The following is a 19,163-nucleotide window of genomic DNA, read 5'->3' as shown; positions in this document are numbered from 1 at the left end:
CCGACTTACGTCTGAAGTCTTATTTACCTCTTTTTTAAACATCTAAAACATGTATTAAAAAAATTCTTTTACTAATTTGTGAACGTTTCCACAAAGTAAGTCTCGTATATGTGTTTCGCCTGTCTAGGATCCGGCTCGCCGTGCAGTAAAATCCGTCCGTCGGTAAAAGCCGTAATCCGGTAATGTTCTGCCTCGAACATCAGCAGATACGGATTGCGTAGACAGCTGATCCCGCGGCCACTCATCTCCTGTTCAAGCCGGATTAAATCACGGGCCCCTTCCCCGCGGATTTGAACGGTATCCCGGCCGCATAATGTCACGAAGTGAAGTGGCGGCGCATTGAGATACGGATAAACCGGATTATCGCCGCAGGACGGACACGAAGATTGTTTCAAAGACGCAACATCGATTTGACTCTGTTGATTGTTCCAAACATCAAATGACAGTAATGTCTGCCGTAACGCTGTCTCCGCTCCCGTCAAATACTTCAAGGCTTCCGTCATTTGATGCGCTGCAACCAGCTGAACGACCGGACTGATGACGCCCGACGTCTCGCATGTCTCCTGCTGTTTCGGTAAATGTTCAAGCAGGCAGTACAGACAAGGTGTCTGTCCCGGACGGATCGTATAGGTCATGCCGTAACTGCCGACACATGCCCCATAAATCCATGGAATGCTTAATTTTGAAGCCACATCATTGATCAGCATCCGGACACCGAAGTTATCGGTCGCATCAATCATCAAATCACTGCCGCGGACCAGACGTTCGATGTTGGCTGCCGTGACATCCTCAACCATCGACTCAATAATGACGGTCGAATTAACTTGGCTGAGCCGGCGTTTTGCTGCCACCGCTTTTGGCAAATGATCCCGCACGTCCTGTTCCGTATAAAGTTGCTGCCGTTGCAGGTTGCTCCATTCAATGTAATCCCGGTCGATCAGCGTCACGCGTCCGATTCCTGCCCGGACGAGCTGTTCCGCACTCGCTGTCCCGAGCGCACCGAGACCGATGATGACGACGTGCCGCTGTCCCAGTTGACCCTGCCCCTCCTGTCCAATTGGACGAAAGCGGATTTGTCGGCTATAACGGTCCATCATAGGCGGCTGATCCCGGTCGTCGGACTGCTCGCCGTCGCATACCGTTTTTTCTCAATCCGTCCGGCTTCAAAGCCGAGTCGTCCCGCTTCAACCGCAAGTTTCATTGCCTGTGCCATCTTGACCGGATTTTCGGCATGGGCGACCGCTGAATTCAACAGGACACCATCGGCACCAAGCTCCATCGCATAAGCGGCGTCCGCTGGTGAACCAATACCCGCATCGACGATGACCGGTACCGTCATTTGTTCGATGATAAAACTTAAGGCAAGCGGATTTAAGATGCCCTGCCCGGAACCGATTGGCGAAGCGGCCGGCATAATGGCATGGCAGCCGAGTTCTTCGAGCCGTCTTGCCAGCAGTAAATCGTCTGACGTGTACGGTAAGACGATAAATCCATCCTTGATCAGTTCTTCTGCCGCCCGTAATGTTTCAATCGGGTCCGGCAATAACGTCTTGTCGCATCCGATGACCTCGACCTTGACCATATCGCACATCCCCGATGCCCGGGCAAGGCGGGCAAGACGGACCGCTTCTTCCGCTGTCTTCGCCCCCGCCGTATTTGGCAAGAGATCATAGCGGCTTAAGTCAAGCGCTGCGAGCGGATCGGTCTGTTCCTCTGCAAAGACGTCGAGACGCCGCACGGAAAACGTCAAAATGTTTGTTCCCGATGCTACGACCGCTTGTTGTTGTGTCATTGCATCCGGATATTTTCCCGTCCCCAGTAACAAGCGTGAAGTAAATGTTTTCCCACCGATTTTTAACATGATTTATCCTCCTCCTACAAAATGAACGATTTCAATGACATCACCGGACGCAACGGTCGTGTCCGGATACCGGGACCGGTCGATGATCTGCTGATTCTGCTCGATGATGACGACTTGTCCCTGAATCTTTAGTTCCTCCAACAAATCGTGTAACGTCTTGATTTCCCCTGTCAAAGCATAGTTTTTCCCATTCAATCGGATAGTCATCTGCTTTCCTCCTGTCGTCGGCTGTTAAAACCATCCAGTGTCACTCTTGGCGTTTGCCCCATGAGACAATCGGCCAAGACGTTGGCCGTCGCCGGTGCCAGTAAGATGCCGTGCCGGTGATGGCCAGTCGCGACAAATAACCCGTCGATTCCGTCCACCGTTCCGAGATACGGCAGACCGTCACCGGTTTGTGGTCGGACACCGGCCCATGCTTCGACGAATACCGCTTCTGCAAGCGGCGGATAAAGATTGATTGCTGCCGCCAATAAGGAGCGAATACCCTCGAGGCTGACGGTCGTCGATTCATCGCCGACATGTTCCGTCGCGCCGATGATGATCCGGCCGTCTGCTTTCGGGACCAGATACACGGTGTCACCAAACAGCGTCCGGTCAAGTCGCCCGGTCGCGAGCCGGACAGACAAACATTCGCCTTTGACCGGAAATGTGTCAATCGTTGTACCAATCGTTCCTAGCAAGGTTTCAGATCCACGGCCGGCGGCAACAATGACCTGTCGTCCTGTCCGTAGTCCCCGACTCGTCATAACACCAATCATCGCCCGTTCATCCCGTTCGATACGCGAGACGGTTGTTTCTTCTTCGATTACACCACCGCGTCGTTCAATCGCACTGCGTAAGGCTTGCGTGAGTAACCGGGGATCAACTTGACCGACCGGATTAAACGTCATCTGTTGATTCGCGTGTTGCAGGCAAAACGGTTGTTCCAGATACCCGCTTCCGAGACCGGTCTCGTCAAACAATTGTTGGACCAGTCCCGGATACAACATCCGGCTGAGCGCCGCCAGTTCGTGTAACGCTTCCGGCAATTCTTCATCCGTCGCAAGCATTCCGGCCGCTGCCCGTGTTGCCCCTTGTCCGACTGTTGACTGTTCAAGCAAATGGACGCCTTGTCCGCGCTTGAGCAGCTCATAGCCGAGTGTCAAACCGATGATGCCGGTTCCGATGATTAAGACATCCGGTTGTGTCATCCCTGCATCACCGCCCGGAACTGGTTGGCTGCCTCGATCGGAGACACCTGACTGAGAATACCCGACAAGACGGCCCCACCTGCGCAGCCAGTCGCCAGGATATCCGTTAGATTGTCCGGTGTAATGCCGCCGATTGCAATGACGGGAATCGACGTCCAGTCGACAACTTGTTTCAAGGCGTCGAGTCCCCGGGGCGGTACACCTGGTTTTGATTCCGTTTCAAAGATATGCCCGTACAGGACGTAATCCGCGCCGGCCCGTTCCGCCGCCAGTGCTTCCGTCAACGAATGGACTGATTGACCAATCACAAGCTCCGGGAAACGGCGCCGGACACGGTCGACCGGAATACTGCGTGTTGTCAGCTGAACTCCGGTGCCGGTGACGACTGCCACGTCCAGCCGATCATGGACAATTAATTGCTCTGTCTTTACGCCTCGTCGCACGAGTGTTTCGATGCACACGACCAGTTCCTTCGCTGACCATAACGGCTCCCGCAGATGAATCCGGTCGGCGGACAGCGCGAGTTCCGGCAACAGGTGTTCGAGCACGTCCGCACGCTGATTGCCGGTTGTTAACAGATGTAACTGTGTCATTATTTCCCCCTTTCCACACGAAAAAGGACCACCCCATGAACTGATGGAGTGGTCCTACAAAAAAGGGCGACAGTCGTCGCATCCTCGGATGATTGATCGGAATCCACTTCCCTCCGCTAGTACGAACTAGATCAGGTTCAAAGGGTCCGGATACTTCCGTCTCAGTCTGCTGCGAGACTCCCCTAGTGTAGATATTAATTTATGTGGTACGGATGTAGTTTACCATGAGCGATGACGTTGATTCTACCCCTATCAGCGTCGCATGTCGGATTCGACCGCTTTGACCTGCTCGATCAAGCGTTCATACGCGTCGACACGTTTCGTTTGTGACAAGTCATACGTCTGTTTCAAGCGCAGGACCCGCTCGACTTTCTGATCAAGGTCCGATACCGACAGTTTTCCTTGTTTGATTCGTGCCATGATTTCCTTGTGGACCGACGTATACGCACCCGGAGCCGAGAACATCGCCATGTCGGCTCCGTTTTCGAGCGCAAGACTTGCGGCCTGGGCAAGACCATACTGTTCCGTAATCGCTCCCATCACGAGATCATCCGTGATGATGACTCCGTCAAACTTCAGTTCATCCCGCAAGACGCCGGTCATGACCGATTTTGATAACGAAGACGGACGGTTTTTGTCGAGAGCCGGGAACAGAATATGCGCGACCATCACCATTTCGGCCCCTTCCTGAATCGCCCGCTTGAACGGGACCAGTTCCGTCTGTTCGAGTTCTGCTTTTGTCGCATCGACCCGCGGCAGACCGACATGGGAATCGACGGTCGTGTCACCGTGTCCCGGAAAATGTTTGACGACCGGAACGACGTCTTCCGTCTTCATCCCCTGCATCAGCGGGACACCCAGCCTTGCGACCTGTTGCGGATCCGCACTGAGCGCCCGGTCGCCGATGATCGGATTTGCCGGATTACTGTTGACGTCAAGGACCGGAGCAAAGTCCATATTAAAGCCGTAAAAACGGGAAATCGAACCAAGTGTCCGTCCGACTTCCTCCATCAATTCCGGATCATTTTTCTGACCGAACGACAGACTCGGAGATAACTTGAGCTGTGCATCCGGCACCCGGCTGACACGTCCGCCTTCTTCGTCAAAGCCGAGGAACGCTTTCGAATCAGCGGATTGTGCTTCAGTAATCGCCGTCGTAAAAGTCTTCAGTTGATCGGTCGACGTGATGTTGCCGCCGAGTAACAACACCCCACCGAGCGCATGATCCTGCAACAGCGTTCGGTCGGCTTGGGTCAGAGCTGTTCCCGTCACACCGATATACAGTAACTGATCGACTTTTTCCTCCGTCGACATCTTCGAAATCATTTCTTGCAGTTGTTTGTCCGCCCGTTCCCGGGCCGTCGGTCGATCCGGTTGCGGCGGCTTTGTTTTCTTCGCCGGCTTCGGTTGCGGCTCGACCGGTTGTGCCGGCTCGTCAGCACAACCGGCGAGGAGGACACTTGCCAATAGAACAGGAACAATCCGCTTCAAATCGGTTCCTCGTTCCGGACGCCGTTGATCGAATAATAGACTTCAATTTCTGCATTCAGTGATTGTGAGACCGAGCAGTATTTGTCTTTTGATAAGGCAATCGCCCGGCGGACTTTATCTTCCGGTAAATCACCTTCGAGCCGGTAATGAATCGAAATCGTCGTGAAACGCCGGGGATGATCATCCGCCCGTTCGCCTTCGATATCCATTTCAAATGACGTCAGCGTCAAACGCATCTTTTCTAAAATCGAGACGATATCAATGCCGGTACAACCGGCGACCGCGTGAAGCAGGAGTTCTGTCGGCCGGGGGGCCTGATTGTCCCCGCCGTTTTCCGGCGCGGCATCCATCGCTAAGTGATGTCCGGATTCGGTTTCCCCGCTAAAACCCATCTTGTGATTCCAAGTGACTGTTGCTTGCATCAAGATCACGTCCTTTTCTGATTTAAATGATGTTTCCTACTCTGTTAGTATACCCGAATGATCGATAAGTGAAATTGACTGTCAATTCGCAATAATGCTTCTTTTCCTTTGGCAGGTAAATCCGGTTTCCGCCCATGTTAAATCATGCTATTCTGATACACGATAGTTTTTTTGCGCACAGGCGCCAGAAGTGGGGAATTATATATGTCATCATCATCGACTCGTTTGAGTCAAGCCGACTGGCTGTTAATCGCGACGTTATCCATGTTGACTTTTGTCCTTGGAACAAGCGAATTCGTCATCGTCGGTATTTTATCTGAAATCGCGGACGGGCTGAACATCACAATTGCGAAAGCCGGCACGCTCGTCTCCGCCTTCGCGATCGCCTTCGCCATCGGAACACCGATTACGATGTCCTTGACCGGACACCTTGAACGGCGGAAGTTGATGCTCAGTCTGATTTTCGTCTGGATCATCCTGAATATCTGCAGCGGGATCGCACCGAATTATGAACTGTTGCTGTTGTCACGAATCGTGACGGCTGTTCTGACAGGCGTCCTGATTTCACTGGCGATGGTCGTCGCAAGTGACAGTGTGCCGATCGCGAAACGTGGCGTCGCTGTTTCCTTCATCTTCGGTGGATTTACGATGGCAAACGTCCTCGGCGTGCCAATCGGTACATTCATCGGACAACATGCCGGTTACGCCGCCACGTTTTGGCTGACGAGCAGTCTTGGTGTCGTCGCCCTGCTTGCCGTCTTGAAAGTCGTTCCGGTCCAGCAATCGGAATCGTCCGGCTCGATCCGCGAGCAGCTCAGTTTACTCGCCAATCCACGGATCATGATCGCCTTTTTCATTCCGTCGTTCGGATTCGGTGCGACATACGTCGTCTATACGTATCTTGTCCCGGTGCTTGAACTGGAACTGAAACTGCCGTCGGCCTGGATCAGTCCGATTTTACTCGCTTACGGTGTCGTCTCGATTTTCAGTAACATTTTGGCCGGCAAAATCGCCAGCCGGAATCCGATCGGCCGTCTCCGGTTCGTCTTCATCGTTCAGGCGCTTGTACTCGCTGCGCTCTATGTGACGACAGCGTCCGTGTCGCTTGGTCTGATCAACATTGCCTTAATGTCCCTGATGTCGATTTTATTGACGACCTCGACTCAAATTTATTTAATTGATCTGGCAGAGAAGTTTAATCCGGAAGCGAAAGGACTTGCCGCCTCCCTGATGCCGGTCGCAAGTAACGTCGGGATTGCCTTCGGTTCTGCGCTCGGCGGACTGGTGTACGCGAATGGTCCAATCATGAACATCGCCCTTGTCGGCGGTGCCGTCGCTTTACTCGCCGCCGCGTTGACAGCAGTCAGTCACCGGCTCGATCAACGTTCGTAAAAAAACGCCTGTTTCCAGAGTGTCCTCTCGTGAGGAACTTGGAACAGGCGTCTTTTCGTACCAGAGACTCAGACCGAACCTTACAAGACTGTTAGGTGAACGTATCTAATTTGTTGCTTTATTTTCCAATCGGCATGGTACGGTAAGGATAGTTTTTCATCCCACTTATGTAAAAGGAGATTTTATTATGAAATCGTATCATGCCCTTCCATTAGCAACCCTCTTATTGACAGCAACCGTCAGTCCAGTCACGACCTTTGCTGCAACACCGACTAAAGCCGAGACACCAAAACCATTATCGGAAAAAGCACTCGCGAAAAAGAAAGCTGCGATTACGAAACTCGCGACGTCTTTGATCGGAACACCGTATAAAGAAGGCGGAACGACAACAAAAGGATTTGACGCATCCGGCTTCACGCAATATGTTTATCAAAAAAGCGGTCTGACACTCGAACGGACGATTGCGAAACAAGCCGCGATGCCGCTCAAAACCGTCACACTCAAAAAAGCCGTCCCGGGTGACCTGTTGTTCGTCCAGGCGAAAAAGGCGAAAGCGCCGAACTTCGTCGGAATCTACACCGGTAAGAATAAATTCGTCGCTGTGACGACGAAAAAGGTTGAATCGCAAGACCTGACGTGGAGTTACTACGCGAAACAGGATATCATTATCAAATCGTATCAATAAGATTAAAAAACGCAATCCAGAACTCCTTGAGAGCTTCGGATTGCGTTTTTGTTATAGAACGTAAGAGGTAATCAATTCAGAATAAGTGAATTCAACGACGTTTCTTTTCGTTTCAGTTTGTCTTTAATATTTCCTTCATACAAGACACGTTCTGATACCGCATCAACGATACGTATATTGATGACACCATCATCGATTCGATTCGCCGTGTAAATCAAATCATCTTTAAGTTCAGTGTAAGAGCCTAATCCAAACTTGTCTGTTACTAACGGGATATCCATCGAGTGTTTTTCTGATTTCTTTGATGCCCAATCATAGATAATCCAGCTTGATTGATCCGAATCACCTTCAAGCACAATCAGTTTTGTCCCATCCTTACTTAGTTCGGTTTGATTGGCACTGATCGAATTCAATGCTTTTAAAGGCTGAACTGTTTTCCCATCACTCCAATACGTCTTTTCTGTTGATTCATCTGACTCATTTAAGTATTCCAACGTACGATAAACAATCATCTCGTCATGGATACCTAAAATCACAACTTCTTTTTTAGAGGTATATGGTAAATTAATTTTTTGAATCGTATCGTTTTTTAAATTAAGTTTATACAACAACGTCCCTGAATTAGTTTGATAGTCTTGCACACTCACATATAAATCATCCCCAATTCGTCGATAGGGACTAAGCTCGGTCTCTATTAACTTCCGAACTTCATCAGGTGCCGGAAAGATTTTTTTGACGACACGCTGTTTACTTTCCTCCCAGTACTGCAATTCCCACTTATCGTTGTCTGGTGTCCCCATCGCATATGAGATACCCTCCTGTTCCAGCGTAAGAACGTAATCGGAACGGATGAAGCGCCGGAAGTCGGCCGGTGCGCCATTTTCATTATATGGACTTTCAAACAAGCCACTAATCAGATTATCTTTCGTTTTTTCGACATGCCCATCCAGTCCAACGTTATAATCAACATTTTTTAAACCTTGATCATACAGTTCCGCTTGAACAGACCGGACTTCCGGTTGTTTCGGATCTCCTTTGATCGTCTCAACAATAAAGTCCGATTCATCGATTGATTGAATAAATATGGTGTAGACTCCTATTGTCAGGAAACTGACGGCAGCCAGTATAAGTACAAATTTAAATTTTCGCATGACGTCCTCCTTAGACCGAAATTTTCCATTTTAATAGACGCAAACTTTTCCAAATCGTATAAGCAAAGTACAACACGAAAATCGCCAACATGATTGCTGATATTTCTTGGGATAAAAAGATATCCAACTTTTCAATCACATACACACTCCCTACTGTAATCAGGAGTAAAAAAGCGATTTCAAGAATGACAAAAATCAATCCTTTCGCTTTACGATAAGACCGTTCCACTAGAACGAGCATAAACAAGACACTAACGATAAATAGTGATAGAAGTAAAATGAAAAATAAATCTATTACGTTCATCGTATACAATTGTTTTAATGCCATCGAGATATCAAAAGATGATGCACGATAATCCTCTTTGATCAACCAATTGAAAATGACATAACTGAGCTGGATGACCACCCATTGTAATCCGATAAAACTGATAATCACGAGAGCCAGTGATGTAAACTTGGCAAAAAAGATTTTTGCCCGGCTGCCTGGTAATAATAATATGCGGTATATGTACTTGGATTCACCGAACCAATCCCGATACCAAATTTGAACAGCATACAAAATGACGAGAACGATTCCAATCAGAATGATATAGCTGAAATACGAGCTGGCCTGTTCAAACGATAATTTTCCAATCGTGCGAATCGCTTCCGATTCGCTTACTTTCGCGTAGCTCATATACTCCCGTACCTGCCGTTCGTGATAAATGACCCGCCCGACGACGGTCAGGATTTCAATACCCGCCATCGCGAGGATGACCGAGACAATCATTTTCCAGCTTCGTTTTAACTCTTCGTTTGTTAACATCAGATACTGTTTCATCGTTGATAGACCTCCCGCATCCGGTCCTGGACCGATTTTCCGTATACTTCGCGCATCTCTTCCGTATCGTGTTCATCAATGATCCGACCGTCCTGTAAAAAGACAACCCGGTCAATCAGGTGTTCGATTTCCACGATTTCATGTGTCGTCATCAGAATGCCGCGTCCTTCCATATAATGACTCGAAAAGATCCAGGCAATCTGTTCTTTCGTAAATAAATCAATTCCGGCAAATGGTTCGTCGAGCAACAGGTACGGACGGTCCAGTGCAAAACCAAGCACCAGACTGAACTTCGCCTGATTCCCTTTTGACAGTTCCAAAATCTTGTCAGTCGTCAGTAACTTGAACAACCCCATCAGTTCTTCGGCGACTTTCGGATTCCAGTCCGGATAATAGTCGCTCATGTAAAGAAGCGCATCCCCGATCGTCATATAGCCGGGCATCGTCTGCAGGTCCGGAACGAAGGCGATTTTATCACGTGAGACTTCGCCGTCGACGAGGACGGTTCCGGCATCGACCGGGACGAGACCCATGATGGCTTTTAAGATCGTTGATTTCCCTTCACCGTTTAAGCCGATCAGACAGGTGATGCTGTCCGGACGCACCGAAAAGGAGACCCCTTCAAGAATCGGTTTTTTCCGACCGTATCGTTTTTTCAAGCCATGGACTTCAAGCATCGACCTTCCTCCGTTCCGTTGATTGATAGACGGTTTCGACTTTCGTGACGACCTCACCAAGCGGAATTTGAATCGCCTGGACGGCTTCGATAAACTGCGCAACCGCTTCATCCAGCATCTCTGTCCGGACTTTTTTGACAATTTCTTGATCCATCGTGATTTTACTTGGGACGTTTCGTTCTGTCGTAATCAATTGCTGATCCTCCATTTCTTTGTACGCTTTTTGTGCCGTATTCGGATTAATTCCGAGTTGCGCGGCGATTTCCCGGCGCGATGGAATTTCCTGCCCGCATTTGAGTTCTTCCGTCGCGATTTGTTCCTTGAACCATCGGACGACCTGAAGATACACCGGGCTTCTTTGGTCAAATTGCATCGTGGTCTTGACCTCCCTTTCCCATTCACTGTATTAAAACAGTAATACACTTTCTTTCTGTATCATACGGGTAATACAGTTGACTGTCAATTACTTTCCAAAAAAAAGGTGCTGTCTCTAAAATAGAGATAGCACCTTGAATTCCATTACTTTTGATATTCCAGAATCGTCTGTTGGACCGGAATCCCAGACATCGGTACTGTGCGTTCGACGAACAAGTAACGTTTTCCGTTGACTAAAAAGCGACGGTTCCCTAAATATTCCACAAGCTTCCCGTCCTGCTTCAACTTTTCTTCGATTGCTTTGACATGGTCCTCGAGTGCATAGAACCGGTCGTCAAATGTCATCGTGATGTTTTTATTTCGGAATCCGAGTAAGTAACTGAAGAAAAACCAAAATCCCGCCCCTAGTGCGACAAATGCTAACAGAATTTGCATATGTGACTCCCCCTTTTTGTATACTTTTTTATACGCATCAATTTATGTAAGGGTTCCCATTAAAATGCATTTTTTTACTTTTTTACAAAAAAAACTGATCCCGAATCGCTTCGGAATCAGTTTATCACCTTAGTAGGGATTCGGATCTTCTTGCGGTGTATCTGGAATTTCCGTTGGTTCCGGGAAGGTATCCGGTTCCGGTTGACGGATTGGATCTTCCTGTGGTGTCTCCGGTACTTCTGACGGAGGTGTCTTCGGAATCTCATCCGGTTGTTGATTCGGTTCGTGTTCCGGCACTTCATTTGGATTTTTCTTCATGATGATTTCCCCCTTAAGATGTAATGTAATCGCCGCCGTTGATATGAATCGTCTGTCCGGTGACGTAACTTGAGTCGCGCGACGCCAGATACACATAGGCCGGAGCATTTTCCGACGGTTGTCCACGGCGTTTCATCAGTGTATCTTCCCCGTGTGCTTCGACTTTTTCTTTTGAGAACGTCGCCGGAATAAGCGGCGTCCAGATCGGACCCGGTGCGACGGCATTAACGCGGATGCCTTTTTCAATTAGATTCGAGGCCAGCGATCGGGTCAGCGTCGTGATTGCTCCCTTGGTTGCCGAGTAGTCAATCAATGACGGTGCACCGCGATAGGCCGTGACGGACGACGTATTAATGATCGCGTCTTCCTTCTTCAAATGCGGCAAGGCAGCCTGCGTCAAATAGAACATCGAGAAGAGATTCGTCTCAAACGTCTCCTTGAGCTGTTCCGGTGTGATGGCCAAAAAATCATCCTGCGGGAACTGTTTACCGGCATTGTTGACGAGGATGTTCAATTGTCCGAATTCCTTTAAGACGGTATCGATGATCGGCTGGGCATTCTCCGGTTGACTGATGTCTTGAGCAAACGCTAACGCTTTGACCCCGTAACCTTCAATCAGCTGTTTCGTTTTCTCCGCATCCTGTCCTTCATTTAAGTAAACAATCGCGACATCCGCGCCTTCTTTCGCATACGCAATCGCGACTGCGCGACCGATCCCGCTGTCCCCGCCGGTGATCAATGCGACTTTCCCCTTTAGTTTACCGGATCCGACATAATCCGGATCGTCATAGACCGGCTCCGGATTCATCTTGGCTTCGATTCCCGGTTGCTGATCCTGAGTTTGTCCCCGTGCCTGTTGATGCATCTGCTCCAACTCTTCTTCACGCATATGACCCAACCCCTTTTCCAATAGATGACTACCTTCATTAACATTCCCTTGCCATATATCAATAAACGTCTAACGAAAAAAAAAACGATAATTTTTATCGTTTTTTTTTCGTTTCTTCTATTATGAGGAGAAGAAAAATAACACAGTCATTATTCATTTGAAAATAATGGCGACCATTCACCAGACTGAATCATTTCCATCAATTTTTCTGGATACAACTTCACTGTCTCTAATTGCTCGATTGGAACATATCGATAAATCAATTCTTCGCCTTCTGTTCCGAAAAAGTCTTTATTCGTTATTTTTATATCGTCTAAAATAGTTACTTCGTAATAAAAACCGACTTCATGGAACGACACTTCGTCATATGTAAAAAAGTTCTCATGGACGGATAAAAAACGAGTGACCTCAGCTTTCAGGCCCAACTCTTCGTTGATTTCCCGAACGATTGCCGTCTCTCCGTTTTCCATCAATTGAATCCGTCCGCCCGGCAATGCCCAAAAATCATCCCGGACATTCCGATGAATCAACAGATGTCCGTCTTTGATAATCACTGCCGCTGCCCGGTGGTTAAAGCGTTGTTGCCCTACTGTAAACTTGATATCCATCTTATACTCCTCCTCCATTTTGTTATCGACCCATACTTTTTCATACTTTCACATATTCAGTAGTATGTCAGAAATCCGATAACCTGTAATAAAATTTCCCCTGGTTTGACGGCATTTCAGAATCATTCAAAACGATATATTACAATACATATTAATTGGCTATATTTAAGCAATCAAACTGAAATATTATTTTCAAAACGACCGATGCTATACTCGGTTTATCAAATTTACTACTTCGACGCAGTATTCATATACAGCCTTATACTTTAAGCAAGACAGAAACGATCTGTCACCAATCATCGACCGTCAATTGTTTTCACATCAGGAGGAACTACTACATGAAACGTATTTTAACAACCGTCACGATGAGCGCACTCGTCGTTTCAGGATTCGCTAGCACGGGTACAGGAAAAGTTGAAGCTGCAAGCTCTTCTTCTTATAAAGTCAAAGTCACGGCCGATGGATTACGTGTCCGGACCGGTCCTTCCACGAAATATAAAATCGTCGCTGGCGTAAATGCCGGACAAACCTTTAAATATTATGGTAAAAAAGGCAACTGGACGAAAATTTCATACGGTGGTAAAAAACGCTATGTCTATTCCAGTTATGTAAAACGATACAGCACAGGCAAACAGGCTACAGCTAAAAAAGCTTCTTTCTCAACAGGCTTCCTCCGTCCGACAAGCGGACGCGTCTCGCAAGGATACGGAAGTGCAAGCGGCCGCTACGGATACACGTTCCATAACGGCATCGACATCGCAGCAGCAACAGGGACAACGGTCCGTGCGACTGCTTCCGGTAAAGTCATCAAATCCGGCTACCAAGGTGCATACGGCAACTATGTCATGATGACACATAAAGTGAATGGTTTGACCTACACAAGTGTCTATGCCCACTTGAGCAGCCGTTCGGTCTATGCAGGTCAGTCAATCGCCAAAGGAACAAAAATCGGGAACGTCGGCAGTACCGGGAACTCAACCGGTTCACACCTTCACTTCGAACTTCACCGCGGCGGTTACATCTACAGCGGATCGTCAGCAGCCAACACCATCAACCCGCTAAGCGTTTTATAATTTTTTCGGATGCCCGTTTTCGGGTATCCGTTTTTTTAAACCTTTTTGAAAATAGATCCTTTGAAATAAATTCATTCTAATTATTGGAAAAAATCATCATAACATACTGCTTGTACTGATTTACTGTTTTTTTGAAAAAAGCTTTATTTACTAACTATGAATCAACATTATTCAAAAAATAACCAACAGATTTTTGACCTAAATTAAGGTAAAATAGATTTTCTAATCTCTAAAATATAAAATACCGAAACATTATAGAAATAATATTGTAATATTTAAACAAATTTACTAATGGTACACTCATCTAAGAAATTCATAGAACACCCTTACATATTGCACCACCCACATACGGATTCAGTCCGACAGATTCAAAGGAGGATTTACTGATTTGAAAAAATTACTTACTACGCTGACGGTATCCGCTATCGCCGTCGCCGGTTTCTCGACATATGCTGTACCAAAAGCAGATGCGGCAACGTTTTATAAGGTCAAAGTCATGAACGACGGATTACGGGCACGAACCGGTCCTGCTACGACATACGGCATCATTACCGGTCTTGATAAAGGCGATACATACAAATACTTAGGCCGAACCGGGAACTGGACGAAAATCCTGTACGGATCACGCAAAGTCTATGTCTCTTCTACATATGTCAAAAAATATTCTGTTACGACATCGTATAAAATTAAGATCATGGTCGACAGTCTTCGCGTCAGAAGCAGTTCCTCAACAAGCAGTTCCCAGGTCGGAACCGTCAACAGCGGTCAAACGTTCCGTTACCTTGGCCGGACGGGTGACTGGATCAAATTCTTATATAACGGTAACAAACGATTCGTTCATGCGGATTATGTAAAAAAATATACCGTCACAAGCTTAACAAGTTCGGGTGGTGCAACAAAAGCATCAAACGATTTCGTCACTCCGACGAGTGGTCCGATTACGCAAGGCTATGGTCAAGCATTCGATTGATGGTGCTTCATTCACAAGCCTCTATGCCCATTTGAACAGCCGATCGGTCTCGGTCGGACAATCGGTCTCTAAAGGTCAACTACTCGGCACTGTCGGTCAAACAGGAAATGCGTTCGGAACGCACCTTCATTTCGAACTGCACCGCGGAACGTATGTTTACAGTGCAACATCGGCGGCAAGCAGTGTCAATCCGTTGAACTACCTATAACAACTCAAACAACTCGAACGCCTCCTTATTTCTCATGAAGTAAGGAGGCGTTTTGTTTTTTTCATATGTCTCATACAACCATATATACCGCCCAATGATTGCGTTTCATCTTCTTTCATCCGTGGGAAATGAACCATACATCAATTGACCTAAGGCATGTGATATTTTATAATTCAAATAGACGTTTGAATTTATGAGGAGGGACTTTTATGGCGCATAATCATGATCACCATCATCACACCAACAATAAAAAAGTATTACTTCTCTCGTTCACCATCATCACGCTGTTTATGATCGTCGAGGTAATCGGCGGATTTTGGACGAACAGTCTGGCTTTGTTATCAGACGCGGGACATATGCTGAGCGACTCGATTTCACTTGCAATCGCACTCGCGGCCTTTCACTTCTCAAACCAGAAGCCGGATGCAAACAAGACGTTTGGTTCGAAACGGTTTGAAATTCTCGCAGCGATCTTTAACGGTGTCGCCCTGATCGGCATTTCGCTTTATATCTTTGTCGAAGCCGTACAGCGATTCGTAAATCCTCCGGCTGTCGCAACGACCGGGATGTTAATCATCAGTACACTCGGACTTTTGGTGAACCTGCTCGTTGCCTGGATCATGACCCGCGGCGGCGGGCATGAAGACAATCTGAACATGCGCGGTGCGTACCTGCATGTCTTAAGTGACATGCTCGGATCCATCGGAGCCATCATTGCCGCCCTGTTGATTCTGTTCTTCGGCTGGGGAATCGCGGATCCGCTCGCCAGCATTATCGTCGCGATCCTCGTTCTGCGCAGCGGCTATTACGTGACGAAGGCTGCAGTCCACGTCTTGATGGAAGGCACACCGAGCGACGTTGATATCGAACAGGTTGTCTCGACCATTCAAACAAACGAAGCGATTCTTGGCCTGCACGATCTTCATATTTGGTCAATCACGAGCGGTTACAATGCGTTATCCTGCCACGTCGTCGTCAAAGACGACATGACAGTACGTGAATCGGAGTCGATCCGGGAGCAACTGGACCATGACTTAAAACATGTCGGCATCACTCATGCCACGATACAGGTTGAGACCGCTCAGCATGACCATGAGAATCAGCTGTACTGTCATGGGGAACAGAAGCATGTCCATTAACAAGAACCATTCTTAAACCAAAAAGGCGATTTCCCTTCAATCGGGAATCGCCTTTTTGCTTACCATCCATACAACGTTTCGTCAGATCTTTAATTTCGCCTGATAGGCTTTTGAATAACGGTCAGCGGCAATGATGGCATCCGCCACTTCATCCGCCGTCACATCAAAGCCGCTGTGAATCGTCTCACCTTCTGCCGTCGCTGCGTGTCCGACTTTTAAGATGTCTTCGCGTGACGCATCTTTCAGTTTGACGTCTTCCAGTGTGACCGGCAGTCCAAGATCCATATAGAACGCAATGTACCGTTCGATTTCTTCCTGCGGGTGTTCTTCGAGCGCCAATTGGACAAGCGTCCCGAACGCGACCTTTTCCCCGTGTGTCAAATGGTGGATGTCTCCGTCAAGTGCCGTGAATCCGTTATGGATAGCATGTGCTGCTGCCAGTCCGCCACTTTCGAATCCAAGACCACTCAGCAACGTATTGGCTTCAACGACAGCTTCAAGCGCCGGTGTGACAACCTTTGCCTGAACCGACTCATAGGCAAGTCGCCCGTGCTCAAACAACACTTCTTCACAGCGTTTTGCAATCGCTTCGGCCGCAATCGTCGGCCGTCCTCCGGCCATTGTCGTGCCGCCGAAGGCAATGACACTCCGGACTTCGACCCATGTCGCCAGTGCATCGGCAATCCCCGAGGCAAAGAAACGGGCCGGTGCTTCGGAAATCAATTTTGTATCGACCAGTACAAGATCCGGATTTTTGTTATAAAAACGGTAACTCTCAAAAATTCCTTCATCCGAATAGATGACGGACAGTGCACTTGTCGGCGCATCGGTCGAAGCAATCGTCGGTACGATGACGACCGGCAGATGGAACTCGTCCGACACGGCTTTTGCCGTATCAAGCGTCTTCCCGCCCCCGACTCCCATGACAAATTTCACACCGGCGTCCTTTGCTTGTGCGGCAATCCGTTCGACCTCATGTTTTGAGGCTTCACCGCTGAAGTCTGCTTTTTCAATTTTGATTCCTTCTGCTGAAAACGAAGCATGGACACGTTCCTCGACGATTTTCCAAACGACATCATCGGCGATCACAAGAGCCACGTCGCCAATCGGACTCACATATGTACCGAGCCGATCAATGACGTTTTTTCCTTGGACATACTTCGCCGGACTAATGAAAACACGTTCTGACATGTTCAACATCCTTTCTTTCTTCAACGACAGTATCAACAATGGCTTACATTTTAAACCATTCCTTTTCAGTCTGTTCGTTAAACGCCAAAAACCGTTTCGACTCGAAATCGAAACGGCTTCTTTCTAGACCAATTGAATTTAAGCAACCCGCGACTGTTCCGTCCGGTACGCTTTTTTCCGACCGAACAATCCGCCGAGGACAGCCCCGATGATGGCCGGAACGACCCAACCGAGTCCAACGGAAAAGAACGGCAACACGTTTTCAAAGACACGCAAGACCGGTTCGACCGGTGCTTTCGCCACCTTCAATCCGTCAAACAGACTGACGGCAAACGTCATCCACATCGCGCCTTGATAGACGGCCGGTTTTCCTTTAAAGACGTTATGTAAGAACGTCAGGAAGATCAGACAGATCGCTAACGGATACAGTGTCAACAGAACCGGTTTTGAGATCGCAATCAACTGTGTCAGTCCGATATTGGCGACAAGTGCACTGAAAATCGACAGACCAATCGTCCATTTGACGTACGAAATCCGCGGCAACAATAGCGAGAAGAACGACGCACAGGCAGTAATCAGACCGACACTCGTCGTCAGACACGCGACCGTGATCATCAACCCGAGTAAAATCGAACCGTATGAGCCGAAGTAATAATCGGACACCGCCGACAGAATTTCCGCTCCGTTCGTCAATGGACCGATTTTCGAGATGCTCGATGCGCCCATGAAAGCAAGGGCTGAATACGTTACGGCCAGTAAACTTGCCGCGATCAAAGCAGCTTTCGAACAAATGACGAGCAACTGTTTTTTCGACGTAACGCCTTTTTCTTTAATCGCCGAAATGATGATGATTCCGAACACAAACGCTCCGAGTGCATCGAGCGTCAAATAGCCTTCCTGGAACCCGTTAAAAAAGGCATTGTGCTGATATGTCGTCAAAGGATTCTGAAAACTTCCGATGGGTTTAATCACGGCGACGAGAATCAATAAGCCGATGAATGTGATCTTAATCGGTGTCAGGATTTTGCCGACGACATCAACAATTTTTGTCGGATTCAGTGACAACAGACAAGCGACCGTATAAAACAGAATCGAAAAGATCAGCAAGGGTGTCGACGATGCCCCTTCTCCGAAGAATGGTTTGATGCCAATCTCGTACGAAACGGTTCCGGCACGCGGAATCGCAAAAAACGGCCCGATTGCCAAGTACAGGATGATGGCAAAGACAAGACCAAAGATCGGATGGACCCGGGACGCCATCGCCCGTAAGTCCGGTTCACCGGAATAAGCAAATGCCAAGATGGCAAGTAACGGCAAACCGACACCTGTGACCAGGAATCCGGCGTTGGCAATCCAGACGTTGTCCCCTGCCATTTGTCCGAGCATCGGTGGGAAAATCAAATTTCCGGCCCCGAAAAACAAGGCAAACAGCATCATACCGATGACGACGATAAAGGATGTTGGAACTGTTTTAGACATAAGAAACCTCCACTATTAAATTACGACCTGATTCGTTGACTCCAGCAAAATCAGGTACTTCGTTCGAAAGAATAACATAGGTCTATGACCTCGTGCTAGGAGTTTATCTGGTGAATATTCTGAAAATTTAGCTGAAAACGTTCTCGTATCCTTTAATAGCGAAATATTACCATTTTGGGCTGCTCTTTTGAAA

23 protein-coding genes and 1 riboswitch are annotated in these 19,163 nt (G+C 48.0%); of the genes, 6 read left to right on the top strand and 17 right to left on the bottom strand.

Annotated features, from left to right (window positions below; translation table 11 throughout):
• Positions 1-71: 71 nt before the first annotated feature.
• The 7 genes from R7V76_RS10105 to R7V76_RS10075 form a co-directional block, all read right to left on the bottom strand.
• Entirely contained in the window at positions 72-1,097 is a 1,026-nt protein-coding gene (locus R7V76_RS10105; protein ID WP_318092350.1) for a ThiF family adenylyltransferase, read from the bottom strand.
• Positions 1,094-1,861, bottom strand: a complete 768-nt coding sequence (locus tag R7V76_RS10100; RefSeq protein ID WP_318092349.1) for a thiazole synthase — start codon at positions 1,859-1,861, stop codon at positions 1,094-1,096. The genes R7V76_RS10105 and R7V76_RS10100 overlap by 4 nt, the downstream gene beginning before the upstream one ends.
• 3 nt (positions 1,862-1,864) lie before the next feature.
• Positions 1,865-2,068 carry a sulfur carrier protein ThiS gene (gene thiS, locus R7V76_RS10095; RefSeq protein WP_318092348.1) on the bottom strand — a complete coding sequence of 68 codons (204 nt, stop codon included), beginning with the start codon at positions 2,066-2,068 and terminating at the stop codon, positions 1,865-1,867.
• On the bottom strand, positions 2,065-3,054 hold the full coding sequence (locus tag R7V76_RS10090; protein WP_318092347.1) for an FAD-dependent oxidoreductase: 990 nt from the start codon (positions 3,052-3,054) through the stop codon (positions 2,065-2,067). Before R7V76_RS10090 ends, thiS begins: the two co-directional genes overlap by 4 nt.
• On the bottom strand, positions 3,051-3,647 hold the full coding sequence (locus R7V76_RS10085; protein ID WP_318092346.1) for a thiamine phosphate synthase: 597 nt from the start codon (positions 3,645-3,647) through the stop codon (positions 3,051-3,053). Before R7V76_RS10085 ends, R7V76_RS10090 begins: the two co-directional genes overlap by 4 nt.
• A gap of 91 nt (positions 3,648-3,738) precedes the next feature.
• Positions 3,739-3,841, bottom strand: a riboswitch (TPP riboswitch).
• Between the two features lie 58 nt (positions 3,842-3,899).
• A complete protein-coding gene (gene nagZ, locus R7V76_RS10080; RefSeq protein WP_318092344.1) occupies positions 3,900-5,138 on the bottom strand; it encodes a beta-N-acetylhexosaminidase in 1,239 nt (412 codons plus the stop codon).
• Entirely contained in the window at positions 5,135-5,560 is a 426-nt protein-coding gene (locus tag R7V76_RS10075; RefSeq protein WP_318092343.1) for an OsmC family protein, read from the bottom strand. The genes nagZ and R7V76_RS10075 overlap by 4 nt, the downstream gene beginning before the upstream one ends.
• A gap of 204 nt (positions 5,561-5,764) precedes the next feature.
• Here R7V76_RS10075 and R7V76_RS10070 point away from each other — a divergent pair, with 204 nt between their 5' ends.
• Both R7V76_RS10070 and R7V76_RS10065 read left to right on the top strand, forming a co-directional pair.
• Positions 5,765-6,952, top strand: coding sequence for an MFS transporter (locus R7V76_RS10070; protein WP_318092342.1), 1,188 nt, complete (start codon positions 5,765-5,767; stop codon positions 6,950-6,952).
• Positions 6,953-7,139: 187 nt separating this feature from the next.
• Complete coding sequence (locus R7V76_RS10065; RefSeq protein WP_318092341.1) at positions 7,140-7,637, top strand: C40 family peptidase; 498 nt, start codon at positions 7,140-7,142, stop codon at positions 7,635-7,637.
• Between the two features lie 71 nt (positions 7,638-7,708).
• Here R7V76_RS10065 and R7V76_RS10060 read toward each other — a convergent pair whose 3' ends face one another.
• The 8 genes from R7V76_RS10060 to R7V76_RS10025 form a co-directional block, all read right to left on the bottom strand.
• On the bottom strand, positions 7,709-8,788 hold the full coding sequence (locus tag R7V76_RS10060) for a hypothetical protein (RefSeq protein ID WP_318092340.1): 1,080 nt from the start codon (positions 8,786-8,788) through the stop codon (positions 7,709-7,711).
• 10 nt (positions 8,789-8,798) lie between these two features.
• Positions 8,799-9,608 (bottom strand): hypothetical protein, encoded by an 810-nt coding sequence (locus R7V76_RS10055; protein ID WP_318092339.1) that lies wholly within the window; start codon positions 9,606-9,608, stop codon positions 8,799-8,801.
• Positions 9,605-10,285: an ABC transporter ATP-binding protein gene (locus tag R7V76_RS10050; RefSeq protein ID WP_318092338.1), complete on the bottom strand. Its 681-nt coding sequence runs from the start codon at positions 10,283-10,285 to the stop codon at positions 9,605-9,607. Before R7V76_RS10050 ends, R7V76_RS10055 begins: the two co-directional genes overlap by 4 nt.
• The gene (locus R7V76_RS10045) at positions 10,278-10,658 is read right to left on the bottom strand and encodes a GntR family transcriptional regulator (RefSeq protein ID WP_318092337.1); all 381 of its coding nucleotides are present in this window, start codon (positions 10,656-10,658) and stop codon (positions 10,278-10,280) included. The genes R7V76_RS10050 and R7V76_RS10045 overlap by 8 nt, the downstream gene beginning before the upstream one ends.
• Before the next feature lie 146 nt (positions 10,659-10,804).
• Positions 10,805-11,095 (bottom strand): hypothetical protein, encoded by a 291-nt coding sequence (locus R7V76_RS10040; RefSeq protein ID WP_318092336.1) that lies wholly within the window; start codon positions 11,093-11,095, stop codon positions 10,805-10,807.
• Between the two features lie 129 nt (positions 11,096-11,224).
• The gene (locus R7V76_RS10035; protein WP_318092335.1) at positions 11,225-11,413 is read right to left on the bottom strand and encodes a hypothetical protein; all 189 of its coding nucleotides are present in this window, start codon (positions 11,411-11,413) and stop codon (positions 11,225-11,227) included.
• 13 nt (positions 11,414-11,426) lie between these two features.
• A complete protein-coding gene (locus tag R7V76_RS10030; protein WP_318092334.1) occupies positions 11,427-12,302 on the bottom strand; it encodes an SDR family oxidoreductase in 876 nt (291 codons plus the stop codon).
• Between the two features lie 149 nt (positions 12,303-12,451).
• Entirely contained in the window at positions 12,452-12,910 is a 459-nt protein-coding gene (locus R7V76_RS10025) for an NUDIX hydrolase (protein ID WP_318092333.1), read from the bottom strand.
• Between the two features lie 338 nt (positions 12,911-13,248).
• Between R7V76_RS10025 and R7V76_RS10020 the strand changes: the two genes are divergently transcribed.
• The 4 genes from R7V76_RS10020 (at position 13,249) to R7V76_RS10005 (ending at position 16,300) form a co-directional block, all read left to right on the top strand.
• On the top strand, positions 13,249-13,983 hold the full coding sequence (locus R7V76_RS10020) for a peptidoglycan DD-metalloendopeptidase family protein (RefSeq protein WP_318092332.1): 735 nt from the start codon (positions 13,249-13,251) through the stop codon (positions 13,981-13,983).
• Between the two features lie 388 nt (positions 13,984-14,371).
• The gene (locus R7V76_RS10015; protein WP_318092331.1) at positions 14,372-14,953 is read left to right on the top strand and encodes an SH3 domain-containing protein; all 582 of its coding nucleotides are present in this window, start codon (positions 14,372-14,374) and stop codon (positions 14,951-14,953) included.
• Positions 14,934-15,161, top strand: coding sequence for a M23 family metallopeptidase (locus R7V76_RS10010; RefSeq protein ID WP_318092330.1), 228 nt, complete (start codon positions 14,934-14,936; stop codon positions 15,159-15,161). The genes R7V76_RS10015 and R7V76_RS10010 overlap by 20 nt, the downstream gene beginning before the upstream one ends.
• A gap of 209 nt (positions 15,162-15,370) precedes the next feature.
• Entirely contained in the window at positions 15,371-16,300 is a 930-nt protein-coding gene (locus R7V76_RS10005) for a cation diffusion facilitator family transporter (RefSeq protein WP_318092329.1), read from the top strand.
• An 81-nt stretch (positions 16,301-16,381) separates the two neighbouring features.
• On the opposite strand, the gene R7V76_RS10000 is transcribed toward R7V76_RS10005, so the two are convergent.
• Both R7V76_RS10000 and brnQ read right to left on the bottom strand, forming a co-directional pair.
• The gene (locus R7V76_RS10000) at positions 16,382-17,491 is read right to left on the bottom strand and encodes a glycerol dehydrogenase (RefSeq protein ID WP_318092328.1); all 1,110 of its coding nucleotides are present in this window, start codon (positions 17,489-17,491) and stop codon (positions 16,382-16,384) included.
• Between the two features lie 138 nt (positions 17,492-17,629).
• Positions 17,630-18,970 carry a branched-chain amino acid transport system II carrier protein gene (brnQ, locus tag R7V76_RS09995; RefSeq protein ID WP_318092327.1) on the bottom strand — a complete coding sequence of 447 codons (1,341 nt, stop codon included), beginning with the start codon at positions 18,968-18,970 and terminating at the stop codon, positions 17,630-17,632.
• Positions 18,971-19,163: the final 193 nt, after the last annotated feature.

It is taken from the genome of Exiguobacterium artemiae, from assembly GCF_033342815.1.
Taxonomy (GTDB): domain Bacteria; phylum Bacillota; class Bacilli; order Exiguobacteriales; family Exiguobacteriaceae; genus Exiguobacterium_A; species Exiguobacterium_A artemiae_A.
This window is presented reverse-complemented; position numbering and strand designations above follow the sequence as displayed.